The sequence below is a fragment of the Vibrio sp. SBT000027 genome, from assembly GCF_963894355.1.
Classification (GTDB): domain Bacteria; phylum Pseudomonadota; class Gammaproteobacteria; order Enterobacterales; family Vibrionaceae; genus Vibrio; species Vibrio splendidus.
The window spans coordinates 2,377,389-2,393,328 of record NZ_CAWQGD010000004.1; the positions used below are offsets into that span (position 1 = coordinate 2,377,389).

The window sequence follows — 15,940 nt, forward strand, 5'->3', positions numbered from 1 at the left end:
CTGACGGTTCTTTCTATTAACTAACATTACTTTCTATTAACTGATGGTTCTTTCTATCAACCAAGCGTTCTTAGCCTGATATTAGGCATAATAACTAATTCCATCACGCTTTGATGCGACATTCAATTCAAGATTGCTGCCACTATCAAGGTTTTCATCACCTTGGCCATCATTTGTGCGGTTAGTGCCGGATTGTTGCTCACCATTGTTGTATCTATCCTGTCCCTGACCAGAGCTCTGTTGCTGAACTGACGAATCGGCTAGTTGTAGGCCTTGTTGAGCAAGCATCTCCCTCAAGCGAGGTAAGGTTTGTTCAATCACATCTCTTGCCTGTTGATTACTAACCGTAAAGTGCACGTTCGCCACATCATTATTCATGGTCATGCGGATTTTCATCTGACCCAATTCTGGTGGGTCGAGACGAATGTCCAAGTTCTTGAGGTTCTTAGACATCATCATTTGGACTTTTTCCGCGACCTGCTCATTGGCTAGCTCTTTGGTGAGCTGTAAAGGCGCTTGTTGAGCAGCTTGAATTTCAGCTCGTGTAGGTGCTGAGCCAACCGTTGCTGTGCCTTGTGCGCCAGCCGCAGAAGCGATCTGCTGAGCAAAGGTCGAGTCTTTAGAATCTTCTTTAGCACCCGCTTTACCCAAACCAGACAATGCAGCGGCACCAGCGCCCGCTTTAAGAAGCGCGTCAGTCGAGCTTGCTTTTGTGGCCGCTGGCGTTGCATTCATCGCTAAGCTTTGTGCCGTTAAGCTTGGGTCTAAAGCCGCTTGCTGCTGCATTGGAACGGCATTCCCTTGTTGAGAAGCCAATTGCTGAGCCGCTGCCTGTTGAGCCGCATGCGCATTATTGGCGTGCAGCATTGCCGCCTTATCCGTAAGAGCATTATTTGCCGATTGAGAAGCGGCCTGCGCTGATACTTGTTGTGCAGCCGTCGCTACTGCCGTTGTTGATGCCACCGCGGCTAAGGCTTTGGCTTCATTTGAATCAGTGTTGTCCCAATCAATAGCGGCGGGTTCACCGGGTGTACTGTTCACGTTCGGAGCTTGGCTTAGTAAAGCCGTTGCTTGCTGTTGAACATTGGTTAGCTGTTGATTCAATACTTCTAAGTTAGAGGTTGCTTGAGCCAGCGCGGCTTGCTCATCGACCGTCAACTTAGCGCCACTTTGTTGCTTTTGAACCAGACCATCGACAACAGACTGTTCTGATTCGATCTGTCCATTCAATTGGATTAACGCTTTGGTATGGGCATCAACCTGTTTTGCAAGTTCCATATCCGCTGCTGAGAGTGCTTGACTCTGATCGGCAGCAACCGCACTGGCCGCGTTCTTTTGGCGCAACTCTCGGCTCATACTCGCTTCAATTTGTTCTGGGGTGACGCCTTTATCCATCAACTGTCGAATTTCATCATCAGTCAACTGTGAAACACCCTTACCTCCGGTAAGCACGGCAATTTCAGAATCGACCTCAAGACCGTCTTCTTGATTTGTTGCATTGGTTTGTTGTGCTGATTTACTCACGGTGTCGGTCGCAAGAACGCCCACAGCAGTCGCACCTACAATCTTGCCTTGAGCTTCATCAGCCTTCACTTGCTGAGGCAAGCCTTTGCCGTTGTCAGGTTGATTCAGTGTTTTGTTTGCCTCGTCCAACTGACCAAGCAATTTATTGCCTTCACTCATCGCAGCACTAGCTTGAGATGCCCCCTGAGCATTCAGCTCTGCGGATTGTGTATCAGAATCACTATTGGGCTGAGCCGCAGCCAAGGCATCGTCATCAGACGGTTTCGACGAGGCTTTATCGCCCGACGGTGAATTTAGTTCAGACGTATGTTCAGTAGCTGCGTTGCTAGTAGCCGTATTTTCAGCATCCGTCGCTGCTTTAGCCTGCTTGGTTTGAGCTTCGCTAGCCTCATCAGCGATCTTAGACTCAGTTGAATCACCTTTAGTCTTTTCAGCCGATACTTCGTCTTCCGCAGAGGTCTGTTTTTCGTCTGATTTTGAGGCGTCATTAGTGTCTTTTACTGCCGCTTTGCTGTCACTTTCTTCAAAGCCTAGCGCTTCTTTAAAAGACTCTAAGAAACCTTTAGAGTCGCCGGTCTCTTCTACCTTTGAAGAGGCAGAACCGGTGTCCAACAACGATGACGTTTTGTTGGTCGCTGAATTTGAGGAAAGGCTAACATTCATATATACAAGCTCTATCTACTAGCTTTGCTGCCATAAATCGGACAACAAAAAGAAAGTCGGGTGCTTTTCATGCCTTTGCTGGGCATAACGCGCAATTTTATATAAAACGGAGCAAGAAACATGCCTATTAGTTCTGTTCTCACAATCTGAACGGCAACACCTGCGTCATTCAGGGCTTAGGATCACATCTTCTTTCGGCCATACATCAGCGTCGAGAACTCATCCATTTGCTTTTGTTCTCTTTGATCTTGCAGCTTTGCCTTCTCTTTCTGTTTTTTCTCCATCAACCACTCGTAGGATTTACGCTTTTTACGTAGCTCCATCCAGTAGTTTTGGCAGTTGTCGACTTGGTTTTTAAAATGGCGCTCCGCTTCTCTCTGTTTAGATAATGTTTCATCTAGTTGAGTTAAGAAACGGTTCAAGTGACCATACTGACTCGCTGTGAGTCCAGCTTTTCCGCGATCAATAAGTTGCTGACAGTAATCAAGTCGGTACTTTTCAATCTGAGCGACCTGCTCATAGTAACCTTGAAGCTCCGCATTCGCTTTGTTGAGCGCGAGTACGGCTTGGTTCTCTTGATCCTTGGCTTGATCGAGCAAAAATTCTAATGCGTTATCCATGACTAACCTTATTCACTCGTTAGCCACCCAATACATGTTTCAACATGTTGACACACATGTCATAGGGAACCGTTTCTTTCATTTTTTGCTGTAAGTACTCGTCCAACCTCGGTTTCAAGGTGAAGGCACTATCAATTGCAGGGTCAGTCCCCGGTTTGTAAGCACCAATCGATACCAAATCTTGGTTTTTACGACAGATAGAGAGTACTTGGCGCACCGCTTTCGACATCAATACATGTTCTTCGGTGGTGATTTGCGGCATAACACGACTGACGGATTTCTCGACATCAATCGCAGGATAATGTCCGGCATCGGCCATCTCACGAGATAAAACAATGTGACCATCAAGAATCGCTCGTGACGCATCGGCAATCGGGTCTTGTAAGTCATCACCTTCCGTTAAAACGGTAAAGAAAGCCGTGATAGAACCTTGTTCATCGTTGCCGTTACCCGCACGTTCCACCAGCGCAGGAAGCTTGGCGAATACTGATGGCGGATAACCTTTGGTTGCTGGCGGCTCACCCACAGACAGAGCAATTTCACGCTGAGCCTGAGCAAAACGGGTTAATGAATCCATTAATAAAAGAACATCTAAACCTTGGTCGCGGAAGTACTCAGCTACAGCCAGTGCAGTTTGGCAACCTTTCAATCGCATCAGTGGCGATGAATCCGCAGGAGCAGCGACCACCACAGATCGTTTGCGTCCATCTTCGCCAAGAATCTCTTCAATAAATTCTTTAACTTCTCGTCCACGCTCACCGATTAGACCTACCACCACCACTTGCGCGGTTGTGCCTCGAGTCATCATCCCGAGCGTGACCGACTTACCAACACCGGAACCAGCAAACAGACCAATACGCTGACCTTTACCTACCGTTAGCAAGCCGTTTATGGCCTTCAAGCCAACATCGAGCGGTTCAGAAATCGGTTTTCGAGCTAAAGGGTTGATTGGCTCAGCGTTAAATGAAGCGCGTTGTTCGGTATAGATTGGACCTAGCCCATCAAGTGGATTACCCACCCCGTCGATCACTCGGCCAAGCAATTCCATTCCGACAGGGATACCGCTTTCAGTGGTCACGGGGGTCACACGAGCGCCAGGTAGTATCCCAGTGATTTGTTCACTCGGCATTAAAAACAAGTTATCGCCAGAGAAGCCGACGACTTCGGCCTCCATCTGACCAGACATGGTTTCTACTAAACACAGGCTGCCGATGGGTGCTTTGCAGCCGGTCGCTTCAAGCGTTAAGCCAACAACGCGTACTAACTTACCAGAGGCAATTGGTCGCGATTTTAGCCCTTCGACTTTGTATTGGCTAAGACGATTTGCTAATTCGAGCATTACTCATGGCCCTGATGACGGTTTGCGCCGCAGAAGTTTTGAATGACGTTTTTCACACGGTCTTCCATGCGGTAGTTAACGCTCGACTCACCCGCTTCGATTTGTACGTCCCCACGGTTGAGTGCGGGCTCTGCAACTAACGTCCAATTGCGGCAATCCAATTCAGTTTCGCCATACGCAGAACGAATAATCGCGACGTCTTCGGGATTAAGCTTCAATGTGATCGCATGACCTGAGATCGGCAACGACTCGACCGACTCTTTGACGGTATCTAATATGATTTGTGGGTTGGTTTGCACTTCAACATGAACCACTTCTTTGACCATGGTCAGTACCATGTCCACCAATTGCTTCTCTACCTGAGCGTTCATCAGCTCTAACGGTTGAGCAAACTGGTTCGCTAGCCCCATAAAGATGGCAACTTGCTGCTGAATATACTCTTGGCCAGCAGTCACGCCTTCAAGCTTGCCGGCTTGGTTGCCTTCTTCGTGGCCTGCAGCAAACCCTTCTTCTTTACCTTTTTCGTAACCTTGTTTAAAGCCAGCTTCTTGGCCTAGATGAAGCCCTTCTTGATAAGCACCTTGCTTAATCAGTTCGATTTGCTCTTCAGTCAGAACAAGCTCTTCGTCTTCAATGGCTTCTTCAACCGTCGGCATCCAACTAGGATCGTAATTAAAGGCCGTTTCTTTGGCTTGTTTATTCACATCAGAGGTGTAGTCAGGCAACCCCCATTTCTGAGGTTGGGCAACCGTATTATCTTCTTCAGGGCGAAGGAAGCCGCGTTTTCTATCACCTGACATATCAGTACCTATCTATGAATGCGTCCAGCTGCATTGTAAATTCAAGCCGTTGAACGGAGTTAATCTTGGGTTCGAGGTTGGATAAAGAAAAGCCCCAACAGTGTGGGGCTCTTGAGGTTTCTGTATTAAAGGAACTCGTCGGCGCCACCAGACAGCATAATCTCGCCACTGTCTGCCATCTTCCTCGCAATACCCAATATCTCTTTTTGAGCCGCTTCCACGTCGGAGACTTTTACTGGCGGCATCGCCTCAATGTCGTCTCTCATCATATCGGCAGCACGTTTAGACATGTTCTTGAAGATCTTCTCACGTAGACCGTCATCAGCACCTTTAAGCGCTTTTTGTAGAACGTCTTGTGGAACATCACGCAGCAGTCGTTGAACACCTTGGTCATCAACTTCAATAAGGTTTTCAAAGACAAACATAAGATCTTGAATCTGCGTTGCCATATCTTCGTCTTGATCACGGATTTGATCCATCAAGACACCTTCCACATTATTGTCCATGTAGTTCATGATCTCAGCCGCGGCTTTCAGGCCACCAATTTTGGCAGCTTGAGCACCCGCTTGACCCGCAAACTGTTTCTCCATGATTTCGTTCAATTCAGCAAGAGCCGAAGGTTGAACTTCTTCAAGGTTGGCAATCCGCATCATCAGATCCAGACGAACTCTTTCTGGGAATTGAGACAGAATCTCAGCCGACTGATCAGAATCGAGGTACGACAACACAATGGTTTGAATCTGAGGGTGCTCGTTGATGATGATACTCGCCACCTGACGAGGATCCATCCACTTAAGTGAGTCCAAACCTTTCGAGCCAGTACCAAGAAGAATTTGATCAACAAGGTTATTCGCCTTGTCTTCACCCAACGCAGCGACCAGCGCATTACGCATGAAGTCTTCACTGCCCATACCAATGTTGGTGTACTTCTGAATATCATCTAAGAAAGCACGGTGAACCGCTCCCACTTTTTCTTGGGATAGGTCAGTAGCTCGCGCCATTGCACTACCCACACGCTGAACCTGCTTTGGCTCTAGGTGACGAATAATACCAGCAGCGTCTTCTTCATTTAGACTTAGCAGCAAGATCGCAGCGCGTTCGTCGCCTGAGATAGATCCGATATCCACGCCAGAGACATCAAGTACTTCACCACCTTCCGTTTGTTGTGGAACTATTTCGTTAGCCATCTACCATCCAATTCTTAACTACTTGAGCTGCTAGCTCTGGTTCATTCGCTACAAGAGCACGTACTGCTTTCAGCACGTCTTCGTCTTTATGAAGGTTAGGTAAGTCGATGCTTGAACCAAATTCAAACAGCTCACCACCTTCAATATCACCACCAATTAAGCTGGTTTCGCCGTCGGCGCCAATTGGCATACCATCAGGGCCGTACATTTGATCATCATCGTCAGCTGCTGGGTTAAGCAGTTTCTTCATTGCTGGGCGAACAAGTACCAATACCACGACGATAATAACCAACGCGCTCGCAAACCAACGTACCCAATCATTGAAGTTTGGATGTTCCCAAATTGGTACATCAGCGACAACATCCGTCACTTGTGGTGCGAACTGCATGCTTAACACATTGAGTAAATCGCCACGATTTTCATCAAAGCCGACAGTACCAATCAGTACCTGACGAATCGCATTAATTTCACTGGCAGGGATTGGCGTATGAACCACTTCGCCCGTATCAGGGTTCAGTGATTGACGGTCTTTGATCGCTACCGATACCGTCTGACGGTTAACCGTGCCGCTCTGTTTACGTTCATGGCTGATGGTTGTGTCTAGCTCAAAGTTTCGGGTCGCTTCTTTGTGAACCGAGCCTTGCCCCGTCATCGCACCGTCTTTCATCTGAGCGACATCTTGAGGAATTGAAGCATCTGCTGGGGGCTGGTTACTCAAAGCACCAGGAATACCAGCCACAGTGTTACCGTTGTTGTAATCTTCTAAGGTGTATTCACTTCGAGTCGCTGGCGTATTCGGATCAAAACGTTTTCTCGTTTGTTCCACAGCACTAAAATCAAGCTGAATATCAACCTGAGCGGTATAGTTACCAAACCCAAGAATAGGAATTAGGATAGAGTCAATTTTTTCACGCAGCGCTTGCTCTTGATTGCGCTCTAACTCATGTTCTTTACGACGCGCAGCTGACATAGGGTCTTGAGAACCTGAGTTCAACAGTCGGCCATGCTGATCGGTCACCGTGATACGTGAGGTTTTCATTCCCGGAACGGCACTTGCCACCATGTCGACAACAGAATCAACTTCTTGCTGCTTGAGGTTACTGCCAGTTTTCAGAGTCAGAAATACGGAAGCTGAGGCTTCTTGATTGTGACGAACAAAGACACTCTGCTTTGGCAAGGCTAATAAAACCTGAGCTTTACGTACCTGTTTCATCTGCTCAATGGCTTTCGCAAGCTGTCTTTCACGACTTAACTTAAGGCGCTCTTGCTCTAAACGTTGTGATACACCAAAACCCATGTCTTGCATGAGGATGTCATCACCAGCGTTTCGCTCTTGGTTCAAACCCGCTCGTACCATATTAAGCTTTAATGAGTTGTACTCACTAGCGGGTACCGAGATAGTGTTACCTTCAAGAGTGTATTCGATCTTTTGTAGATCCAAGTAATCAAGAACGGGAATCAACTCTTCTGTTTCATAAGCCCCTAATGGACGCATTTCTGGCTCTTTCACCCAGAAAAACAGCATCACAATCAGCGCTACACAGATAGAAATAGATAGGACTAAGACGACCTGACGAAGTAAATCGAGATCACCGACGGCCATATCGAACTTAGAGGAACTGCGTTCACCTAGATCGGGATTTTGCCCTTCTCCGTCAAGCTCCGAACCTGCAATGAGTGCATGGTCATTGCTATCGCTTACGGTTAAATCTGTTGTTTGACTATTATCTGCCACTATTTAATTACCCAACTTATACCGGCATATTCATCAGCTCTTTGTACGATTCGACCAATCTATTTCTAATTTGGATCGTCGCCTCAAAAGCCACACTAGATTTATTACGAGCAATCATCACGTCCGATAGAGACACGCTTTGGTCGCCACTATCAAAACGAGCTTGAAGATCACCTGAGGTCTTTTGTAATGAGTTCACGTTATTAATGGCCTGCGTTAGCATATTGCCAAAATCTGCACCGACCGCTTGCCCCGTTGCAGCAGGACGCGCGCTAGCAGCTTCAACCATCATTGCCTGCATTTCGCCTTGTAAACCATCTATTCTCATCTACTACCTCAGGAGTCAAAATTATGACTATCTATTTAGCTGTATTATTGACAGAGCAATTAGCGTGCCACACATTAAATTGACTAGATATCGTATTACACTAGTCAGAAAGCTGACACTACTAATCTATCCTCAGTTTGGGATATCTATTCCAGCATCGCGCATTTTCGCCAACTTATAACGCAATGTGCGAGGGCTAATGCCCAACTTTTCTGCCATTTCTTTACGTCGGCCATTACAAGCGATCAGCGTCTCAAGAATAATTGCATACTCTTGATCTCGAAGCTCATTTCCAAGCCCTTCGCTGGCAGCCACGACTTTACCAATAGGGTTCGCTTCAGCAATCGGCTTGATGTCTGGCGCTGCAACACTGTTGCCTTCAACAATTTGCTGTAGACCACTTGCGTCTTGCCAATCGACACCTTCAAGCAAGATGTGCTCACCTGAAATATTTTCTTGCTCACTCAGAATTAGAGCGCGCTGCACGACATTATCCAGTTCACGCACATTACCCGGCCACGGATAATTGACGAGCTTACTGATGGCTTGCTCGGACAAAACAGGAACGGGCATACCAAGTTTGGTGCAATGGCGCTCAACCAAGTGCTTCGCAAGCGGCTCAATATCGCCTTTACGTTCACACAGTGCTGGCCAAGTAATTGGAAATACATTCAGGCGGTAGTATAAATCCTCACGGAAATTCCCTTCAGAAACATACTGCTTTAGGTCGCGGTTACTGGTTGCCAGAACACGAACATCCAGTTTGATGCTCTTACGGCTACCAAGACGTTCAACTTCGCGCTCTTGCAACACGCGCAGTAGTTTCGCTTGTAGGCTAAGATCCATTTCACTGATCTCATCCAACAAAATAGTACCACCTTGAGCTTGCTCAAATTTACCAGGACAAGCTTGAATAGCACCAGTAAATGCGCCTTTATCGTAGCCAAACAGTGTTGCTTCCAACATGTTATCTGGAATCGCGGCGCAGTTAATCGCAACAAATGGACCATCTTTACGGCTCGAAGCGTTGTGAATATAGCGAGACATGACCTCTTTACCAGAGCCACTTGGCCCCAACACCATGACGTTAGCATCGGTTTTAGCCACCTTATCAGCCAACATCATTAGCTTGATGCTTTTCTCATCGGCAACGATGGCATCGCCATTATCATCCGATTTTACCGGAGCATAACGGCTCACCATATTGAGCAGTACTTCAGGCGCAAATGGCTTTGCCATATAGTCTATAGCGCCCTCTTTCATTGCGGCAACGGCGTCTTCAATGTTGGCATACGCTGTCATCAACAATACTGGTAGATTTGGCCAATGCTGCTTGATATTTCTTAGCAGTGCTAAGCCGCCCATACCTGCCATCTGCACATCAGAGACAACAATATCAACGGAGTTCGATTTCAATTTTACCAGAGCATCTTCCGCACAATCCGCTTCCAGCCATTCATAGCCAGCAAGCGCGAGAGTGTCGACAAGGGCTTCGCGTAGACCTTCATCATCTTCGACGATTAACACTTTGCTTTGAGCCATAGGATTCTCCAGTGTAAATTCAGTTAAAACTTATTAGTCTTCAGAAGAAGCGCTTCTTTCCAGCGGTAGACACATGGTAAAGCATGCGCCGTCCCCTTCTTCTGATATCAATTCCAGTCGGCCTTCATGTGCTCGACAGACCATTTGTACAACGGCTAAACCTAGACCTGTACCTTGCGAACGAGTGGTAAAGAAGGGTTCCATAATTTTACCTTGAAGCTCTTTCGGTACGCCGGGGCCACTGTCTTGCACTGATATCTTAAGCTCGCCGTTTACGGGCCTAAAAAAAACATCAATCTGCGATTCTTTACCCGCAATTTGCACTGCGTTCAAAACTAGGTTACTTAGAGCAGAAGCTATAGCATTAGCATTGCCAAACATCTGAGTTTCTTCGCCTTCCACTTCCTGGCAATAATCAATCTGGTTCGATTTTAATGCCGCTTCCACCATTGGGTGAAATTCAGTGATCAGTTCAGCAACGGTAAATGGCTTCACAACCTTGTTGTCGCCACCTTTAGCAAACAACAGCATATCATTCACTTGCTTCTCTAAGTCATGGAGCCTATCCATAAGCTTAGATTGAAAGCGCGTTTTTGTTGCTGGCGGCAGGTTCGGCGCGGCAAGGTTGGATGCATACAACATCGCACTAGAAAGTGGCGTACGAACCTGGTGTGCCAACGAGGCTACCATTCTGCCTAACGACGACAAGCGCTGAAGATCACTCACGCGAGACTGTAGAAGACGAGTTTCTGTCAGGTCGGTAATCAAGATAAGTTGACCCGTGGTAGAAGCTGAAATAGCCAAACGAACCTTACGCCCATTCTTCAGTGAGATCTCATGCCCATCATCGTCTTTAGGATCAAAGGCACTTTGAATCACAGAAAACCACTTCTCGCCCACCAGTTCCACACCTAAAATTCGATGCGCTTCTGGGTTCGCTTCCCTTACTTCACCATGAGTATCTAACAAGATGACACCTGCTGGCATCACATCAAGCACTTGCTTATAGCGCTCAACCTGCTGTTCAACTGAATCTAGGTGTGACTGATTTTCTGATTCGTTAGATCCGTGCATGTCAAAAATTTGCCTCAAATACTAAAACAGCCTGACACGTAAAACACGCGTCAGGCTATTTGCTATATTTATCACATAGTTAAGCAAGCAACAACTCAACTATGCCCTCTCTATTCTCTCAACCAAAACGATGCTTTAACTCAACACCCGTCTTAATTTGATATCGCTGAACACGAATCTGAGCTCTATCGCTGTAGATTGTACTTCCGCATTTTTTCAACCAGAGTGGTTCTGCGCATTCCAAGCATGTCTGCAGCACGGGCAACAATGCCACCCTGCGCTTCCAAGGCTTGGTTAATCATGTTCACTTCCATATCCGCCAACAGCTCTTTCAAATTAACACCTTCTGGTGGTAACTCTTGAGGCGCATTCGCGTTATCGGCAAGATCATCTTGCTGGTCAAAGCTGAAATCTTCTGAGAACAAATCAGAAAGTGCATCACGTTCTTGCTCTTCTTCCGACACAAAGCGATTAAATTCAGGCTGGAACTCAGGGATATCACTGTATCTATATTTAGTGGGTAGATGATTCACATCAACCAAGCTATTCGGATACAGGATAACCATTCGCTCAACGAGGTTCGCTAGCTCACGAACGTTACCTGGCCAGTAGTGCTCCATCAAAGAATTGATAGCACGAGCCGTGAAGCAGATAGGCATACTGCCTTCCGCTTCCATTCGAGTCATTAGTTCTTGAAGCAACAGTGGAATATCTTCTTTACGATCTTGAAGCGCCGGCATTTCAATCGGGAATACATTCAAGCGGTAATAAAGATCTTCACGGAACGAGTCATCGTCGATCATGTCTTCAAGATTGCGGTGTGTTGCTGCAATCACACGAACGTCAGCTTTTATGGTGCTGTTGCCACCTACGCGTTCAAAACAGCGCTCTTGCAGTACACGCAACAACTTAACTTGCATTGCCATTGGCATATCGCCAATTTCATCAAGAAACAGTGTGCCACCTTCAGCCAATTCAAAGCGACCTTTTCGTGCGGTAATCGCACCAGTAAATGCGCCCTTCTCATGACCAAACAACTCACTTTCGAGTAAGTCTGGTGGAATAGCACCACAATTCACAGGCACAAAAGGCCCAGAACGGCGCTTAGAGTGATAGTGAATATTACGCGCTACGACTTCTTTACCGGTACCAGATTCACCAAGAATCAGCACGTTCGCTTCCGTAGAAGAAACTTGTTCAATTAAGTGACGTACTTCTTGAATGCCAGCACTTTGCCCTACGAGGCTGCGAAACAGTGTGTTCTTGCGTGCCGAAGACACCACTTGAACACCCTTGCGGCCTAAGAAATCTTTACAGTGCCTTAATGCATCACTTAATTGCGGGTAGTTAAGGGGAAGTTCAAGCTCGCCAACATAGTTAGTTAGCTCGTCAACCGGGTGATTGTTTTTACCAATCACCAGTAAAGGGATGTGATTGGCGTGAACAAGCTTTTCATTCAGTAATGCGTTGAAGCCTTTACCTTTAATGGTACCAATAATGCAGCCGGCCCACTGTAGTGACCAGTCAACTTTACGTGCTTGTTCAGAGCTGATTACTTCGCAGCTCTCTCCTACAAACTCTAATATTGTGCTTAAATTGTGACGATCTTGAGCGCTATCGTCGACGACAAGCAGTTTTGCCAAACCTTGCATAAGTAGGAATTATTGCCTTTATTTTGGTGCGATGCAGAAAAACGGTGAGCGACGTAATCGATAAAACAGAGAAAAGTATCAATGATTATGGTCTACGTGGACAAATTTAGGAAATCAGCAACGAAAAAAGCCATTAGGCTATCTAATGGCTTCTATTTTATTTGATTAAAAAAATAAGGCAACCAACCAATTAAGGGATATGAGATTGGTTAAAACTGCAGTTTTTCTTTAAATACCTACGTCAGCAGACGTCAAGTTGTGATATTCGTTCGGAATTTGGTCCCAAGCGCTCTTAATTTCGCGGATAATATCGATAACATCATCAATAGGCTGTGGGTCATTTTTGTGATTTGCCGCAGAAATTTGCGTGATCATGAACTCATAAAGTTGATCTAGGTTTTTCGCAATATCGCCACCATCGTCCATAGACAGGCAACTACGTAGGCTAATAATGATATCCAGAGCCTTACCAAGTCGCTCGCCTTTCACTGGGATGTTGCCCGCTTGCATTGCCGCTTTACCTTGAATCAAGCGCTCGATAGCACCTGCCATTAGCATTTGTACAATCTTATGCGGTGAGGCAGCTGTTAGCTGACTATCCACTGATACCTTTTTATATGCCTGTAAAGAACCGCGCATAGTAAACCTCTTTTATAAAAACTTTTTGTATTGTTGAACTGATTTAGCGCCGTGACGGTACTTGTGTAGGGTCTTACCTACTCGACTTGTCTCAGACTGCATCAATTCGACTAATTTTCTGGTTCTGGTAATGGCTTCAAACCATTCAGAACTTTGCTTAACGTCGGGGTGTGAGTCGATTATTTGAAGCACGTTTTGCAATAACTGTTCTCTGTTATCGACAAGCCGCGTTATTTCTTCAGCATTAATTTCACTAAATTCAAGCTTAGAGATAATTAATTGATCGAGTTCACAAAGCTCTTGCAGCTGACTGTTCATCTATTAGCCCAACGCATTCATCATACTGCCCAGCTGGGATTGCATCTTGCTAGTCGCATCTTGCATGGCAGTAAACTTAGAATGTGTACGGTTTTCTAGGCTGTCCATGCGGCGATCGAGTGCGCTTTGGTCATCAACCAAGCGGTAGTTTTGCTCGACTAAGCTCTTTTCTCTAGTACGAATCGAACCTGTGATACCAGTGATACCTTGAATCGCATCTTCCACTTTTTTGGCGAAACCGTTGTTGCCGCCAAAGAACTCACCCAACTTATCGAAGTTATTATTAAGTTGACGATCAAGCATATCGTAGTTAATTTCTAGCGAGCCTTGCCTAGTGGTCGTGATACCAAATTCAGTTAATGACTTGAGATTATCAGGCGCGCCTTCAATACTTGATGAGAACACCCCTTTCAATCGCGAGTCGGCATTACGTACAGTACTGTCGCCAGAAAGCGGCCCTTTTTGGCCAGTCGTTGGATCAACACCCGCCAAGTTCTTAGACACTTGATAAAACTGATTGTAAGAGTTAACGAAAGATTCAATGTCTTGGCGCACACTATTACGGTCGTACTCAACACCGATTTCGGCCGGCGGCTTATCTTTTGGCGTTTTGCCTTTCACCGTAATATCGATACCTTCTACGGCATCTTCAATCACATTGTTATTACTCGAAAGCTGTGCAACGCCGTCTAGAACGACCATTGAATCTTGCCCCGCCTGAACTTCAGCCATACCGCTATAGGTATCAAAAGACTGTTGTGCCTGTTCGAGGTCAGCTTGCACTTTATCGACTTTCTCTAAAAGCTCACGCTCTTCGGGTTCTAATTTCGCACGCTCAATTTTTTTGGCTTGTTCCGCGGTCAATTCGCCTTTTTGAACTTTCTCAGCCAAATCGGCTTTTTCTTGTGAAATTTTATCTTCGATTCGCGCTTGTTCAGCTTCCAGCTTTTGCTGAGCTTCTTTCGGTGTCACGTAGGAATCGGTCAGAGTACCCGAGGCAGCATTTGACCACCCCGGCACGTCAGGCGCTTTCTCTATCGCTTTTTCATCGAGCTCAAGTTCTGGTGTATAGTAAGAATCTAAAAGAGTTCCTGAGGCTGTCTCAGTCCAACCTGGGATATTGTCTTCGGGCATCACAGACTTTGACGCCTGAGCTGCGTCTAGGGCAGCTTGACCATCGGCTGCAGCTTGTTCGCCGTAGCTAAGACTTTGAGAGTCTCCGTCAACATCTGAGGCAGAATCGGTTTGGGTTGCTGGGATAACATTTCCGTCTTCATCGAGTTTTTCACTCGCATTTGGGTCATCGTTAGCGATCGCTTCATCGATGAGTTCAACGGCTTTTCCTGCAGGGGTTAGAGCAAGAACATCTTGTGCAGCAAGACGCGCTTTCTCAAGCGCCTTCACACGCTCTTCTAGAGTTTTGTATTCGAGTTTTTTTAGAGGATTAGCAGCATCAGACTCTACATTAATGCTGATCTGCTGATCTGAACCAGACTGGTTCGAGGCGACAATAAGTCGTGGGCCTTCGACATCATTGATAATAGATGCACGAACGCCTGGATTGCTATCTGCGCCGTTTATACTTCGAACGACATCGATAAGTTTCGATCTGTCGCCAACTTGCACATCAAAGCTGTCATCACCAAGCGAAACCTGCAGCTTACCTGGGCCAAATTTCATGTCCTCTGACAGTACATCAGAAGCCACTTTATGACTCTGGGCAAGCTGCAACACATCGATGGCATATTTGCCAGCGATCGCTTCGGTAGTCGCGGTTGCAGAGACAAGACCTTCATCGGTACTTTCAACTGTTCGCACAGCAAAAGCTTTTTCCTGACGAAAGTTTGTCATCAGGTTTTTCATCGAATCAAGGGATTCTCTGAGTCTTCCATAGGCACTAATGCTGGTATCGATTCGCGTTCGTTCATTATCAATTCGTTGCTGTTTAGGTACACGCTCCGAATCAACAATTTTGCTGACCATGGAATTGATATCCATGCCAGACGAAATCCCCATTGGGCCAAAACTCATTAAACCACCTCAATAATACGACTTAAACCTTCACCTCAAATATTCTACTATTTGAATTTTGGGCTGCTAGGCGTCTTAGAATTTCAAGCATTTCTTCGTCAGGGATCTGGCGAATAATATCACCGGTTGTGGTCTCATAAATGGTAACCACATCTCTCCCCGACTCTTCATCGACTTTAAAGGCAACACCCTTGTTGAGAGAGGAGATAAACTCGTTTACCTTCTCTACCATCTTGACTCGCTCTTCATCGTTTAACTCTTGTCGATGTTGAGCTAATTGAATCGCCGCTTCGGTAGCTTGCTCTTTCGATTTTTCTACCTTGCCATAAGATGTTGCTTCTTTCAGTCGTGAAGTGCTCGACGCACTACTACCTTCATCGCTTGCAAATTTAATGCCATTAGGTGAGCCATAAGGCTGGATGTTCGATGCGTTGGATGGTATTTCCATAACAGTCTCCCTCCCTCCTTTGTGAGCCATACAGTAAAAC

General features: G+C 46.3%; 13 protein-coding genes and 2 pseudogenes. All 15 read right to left on the minus strand.

All coding sequences use genetic code 11. The features are described from left to right. Nucleotides 1-81 precede the first annotated feature (81 nt). Nucleotides 82-1,704 (minus strand): annotated as a pseudogene (locus AACU28_RS20455) (flagellar hook-length control protein FliK); the annotation flags it as partial. Nucleotides 1,705-1,773: 69 nt separating this feature from the next. Beyond that, nucleotides 1,774-2,187: pseudogene (locus AACU28_RS24595) on the minus strand (flagellar hook-length control protein FliK); the annotation flags it as partial. Nucleotides 2,188-2,369: 182 nt separating this feature from the next. Then, nucleotides 2,370-2,807, minus strand: a complete 438-nt coding sequence (gene fliJ / locus AACU28_RS20460) for a flagellar export protein FliJ (RefSeq protein WP_121603517.1) — start codon at nucleotides 2,805-2,807, stop codon at nucleotides 2,370-2,372. Between the two features lie 19 nt (nucleotides 2,808-2,826). Further along, entirely contained in the window at nucleotides 2,827-4,146 is a 1,320-nt protein-coding gene (gene fliI / locus AACU28_RS20465; RefSeq protein WP_010439337.1) for a flagellar protein export ATPase FliI, read from the minus strand. After that, on the minus strand, nucleotides 4,146-4,946 hold the full coding sequence (gene fliH / locus AACU28_RS20470) for a flagellar assembly protein FliH (RefSeq protein ID WP_121603518.1): 801 nt from the start codon (nucleotides 4,944-4,946) through the stop codon (nucleotides 4,146-4,148). Before fliH ends, fliI begins: the two co-directional genes overlap by 1 nt. 125 nt (nucleotides 4,947-5,071) lie before the next feature. Beyond that, a complete protein-coding gene (fliG, locus tag AACU28_RS20475) occupies nucleotides 5,072-6,133 on the minus strand; it encodes a flagellar motor switch protein FliG (RefSeq protein ID WP_017076820.1) in 1,062 nt (353 codons plus the stop codon). Then, a complete protein-coding gene (gene fliF / locus AACU28_RS20480) occupies nucleotides 6,126-7,868 on the minus strand; it encodes a flagellar basal-body MS-ring/collar protein FliF (protein ID WP_017076821.1) in 1,743 nt (580 codons plus the stop codon). The genes fliG and fliF overlap by 8 nt, the downstream gene beginning before the upstream one ends. A 16-nt stretch (nucleotides 7,869-7,884) precedes the next feature. Further along, nucleotides 7,885-8,196, minus strand: coding sequence for a flagellar hook-basal body complex protein FliE (gene fliE / locus AACU28_RS20485; protein WP_004736198.1), 312 nt, complete (start codon nucleotides 8,194-8,196; stop codon nucleotides 7,885-7,887). Between the two features lie 132 nt (nucleotides 8,197-8,328). Continuing rightward, complete coding sequence (locus tag AACU28_RS20490) at nucleotides 8,329-9,738, minus strand: sigma-54-dependent transcriptional regulator (RefSeq protein ID WP_065206827.1); 1,410 nt, start codon at nucleotides 9,736-9,738, stop codon at nucleotides 8,329-8,331. 33 nt (nucleotides 9,739-9,771) lie between these two features. Beyond that, complete coding sequence (locus AACU28_RS20495; protein ID WP_017076823.1) at nucleotides 9,772-10,812, minus strand: sensor histidine kinase; 1,041 nt, start codon at nucleotides 10,810-10,812, stop codon at nucleotides 9,772-9,774. A gap of 185 nt (nucleotides 10,813-10,997) precedes the next feature. Further along, nucleotides 10,998-12,464 (minus strand): sigma-54 dependent transcriptional regulator, encoded by a 1,467-nt coding sequence (locus AACU28_RS20500; protein ID WP_004736195.1) that lies wholly within the window; start codon nucleotides 12,462-12,464, stop codon nucleotides 10,998-11,000. A gap of 228 nt (nucleotides 12,465-12,692) precedes the next feature. Further along, nucleotides 12,693-13,103 carry a flagellar export chaperone FliS gene (fliS, locus tag AACU28_RS20505; RefSeq protein ID WP_004736194.1) on the minus strand — a complete coding sequence of 137 codons (411 nt, stop codon included), beginning with the start codon at nucleotides 13,101-13,103 and terminating at the stop codon, nucleotides 12,693-12,695. A gap of 12 nt (nucleotides 13,104-13,115) precedes the next feature. Continuing rightward, on the minus strand, nucleotides 13,116-13,421 hold the full coding sequence (locus tag AACU28_RS20510) for a flagellar protein FliT (protein ID WP_004736193.1): 306 nt from the start codon (nucleotides 13,419-13,421) through the stop codon (nucleotides 13,116-13,118). A 3-nt stretch (nucleotides 13,422-13,424) separates the two neighbouring features. Next, entirely contained in the window at nucleotides 13,425-15,452 is a 2,028-nt protein-coding gene (fliD, locus tag AACU28_RS20515; protein ID WP_102487455.1) for a flagellar filament capping protein FliD, read from the minus strand. A gap of 22 nt (nucleotides 15,453-15,474) precedes the next feature. Next, on the minus strand, nucleotides 15,475-15,900 hold the full coding sequence (flaG, locus tag AACU28_RS20520; protein ID WP_004736191.1) for a flagellar protein FlaG: 426 nt from the start codon (nucleotides 15,898-15,900) through the stop codon (nucleotides 15,475-15,477). Nucleotides 15,901-15,940 lie beyond the last annotated feature (40 nt).

Bases quoted from the DNA above. Each gene is read 5' to 3' on its own strand.
- fliJ (WP_121603517.1), bottom strand. From the start codon at position 2,807: ATGGATAACGCATTAGAATTTTTGCTCGATCAAGCCAAGGATCAAGAG.
- fliI (WP_010439337.1), bottom strand. From the start codon at position 4,146: ATGCTCGAATTAGCAAATCGTCTTAGCCAATACAAAGTCGAAGGGCTA.
- fliH (WP_121603518.1), bottom strand. From the start codon at position 4,946: ATGTCAGGTGATAGAAAACGCGGCTTCCTTCGCCCTGAAGAAGATAAT.
- fliG (WP_017076820.1), bottom strand. From the start codon at position 6,133: ATGGCTAACGAAATAGTTCCACAACAAACGGAAGGTGGTGAAGTACTT.
- fliE (WP_004736198.1), bottom strand. From the start codon at position 8,196: ATGAGAATAGATGGTTTACAAGGCGAAATGCAGGCAATGATGGTTGAA.
- AACU28_RS20490 (WP_065206827.1), bottom strand. From the start codon at position 9,738: ATGGCTCAAAGCAAAGTGTTAATCGTCGAAGATGATGAAGGTCTACGC.
- AACU28_RS20495 (WP_017076823.1), bottom strand. From the start codon at position 10,812: ATGCACGGATCTAACGAATCAGAAAATCAGTCACACCTAGATTCAGTT.
- AACU28_RS20500 (WP_004736195.1), bottom strand. From the start codon at position 12,464: ATGCAAGGTTTGGCAAAACTGCTTGTCGTCGACGATAGCGCTCAAGAT.
- fliS (WP_004736194.1), bottom strand. From the start codon at position 13,103: ATGCGCGGTTCTTTACAGGCATATAAAAAGGTATCAGTGGATAGTCAG.
- AACU28_RS20510 (WP_004736193.1), bottom strand. From the start codon at position 13,421: ATGAACAGTCAGCTGCAAGAGCTTTGTGAACTCGATCAATTAATTATC.
- fliD (WP_102487455.1), bottom strand. From the start codon at position 15,452: ATGAGTTTTGGCCCAATGGGGATTTCGTCTGGCATGGATATCAATTCC.
- flaG (WP_004736191.1), bottom strand. From the start codon at position 15,900: ATGGAAATACCATCCAACGCATCGAACATCCAGCCTTATGGCTCACCT.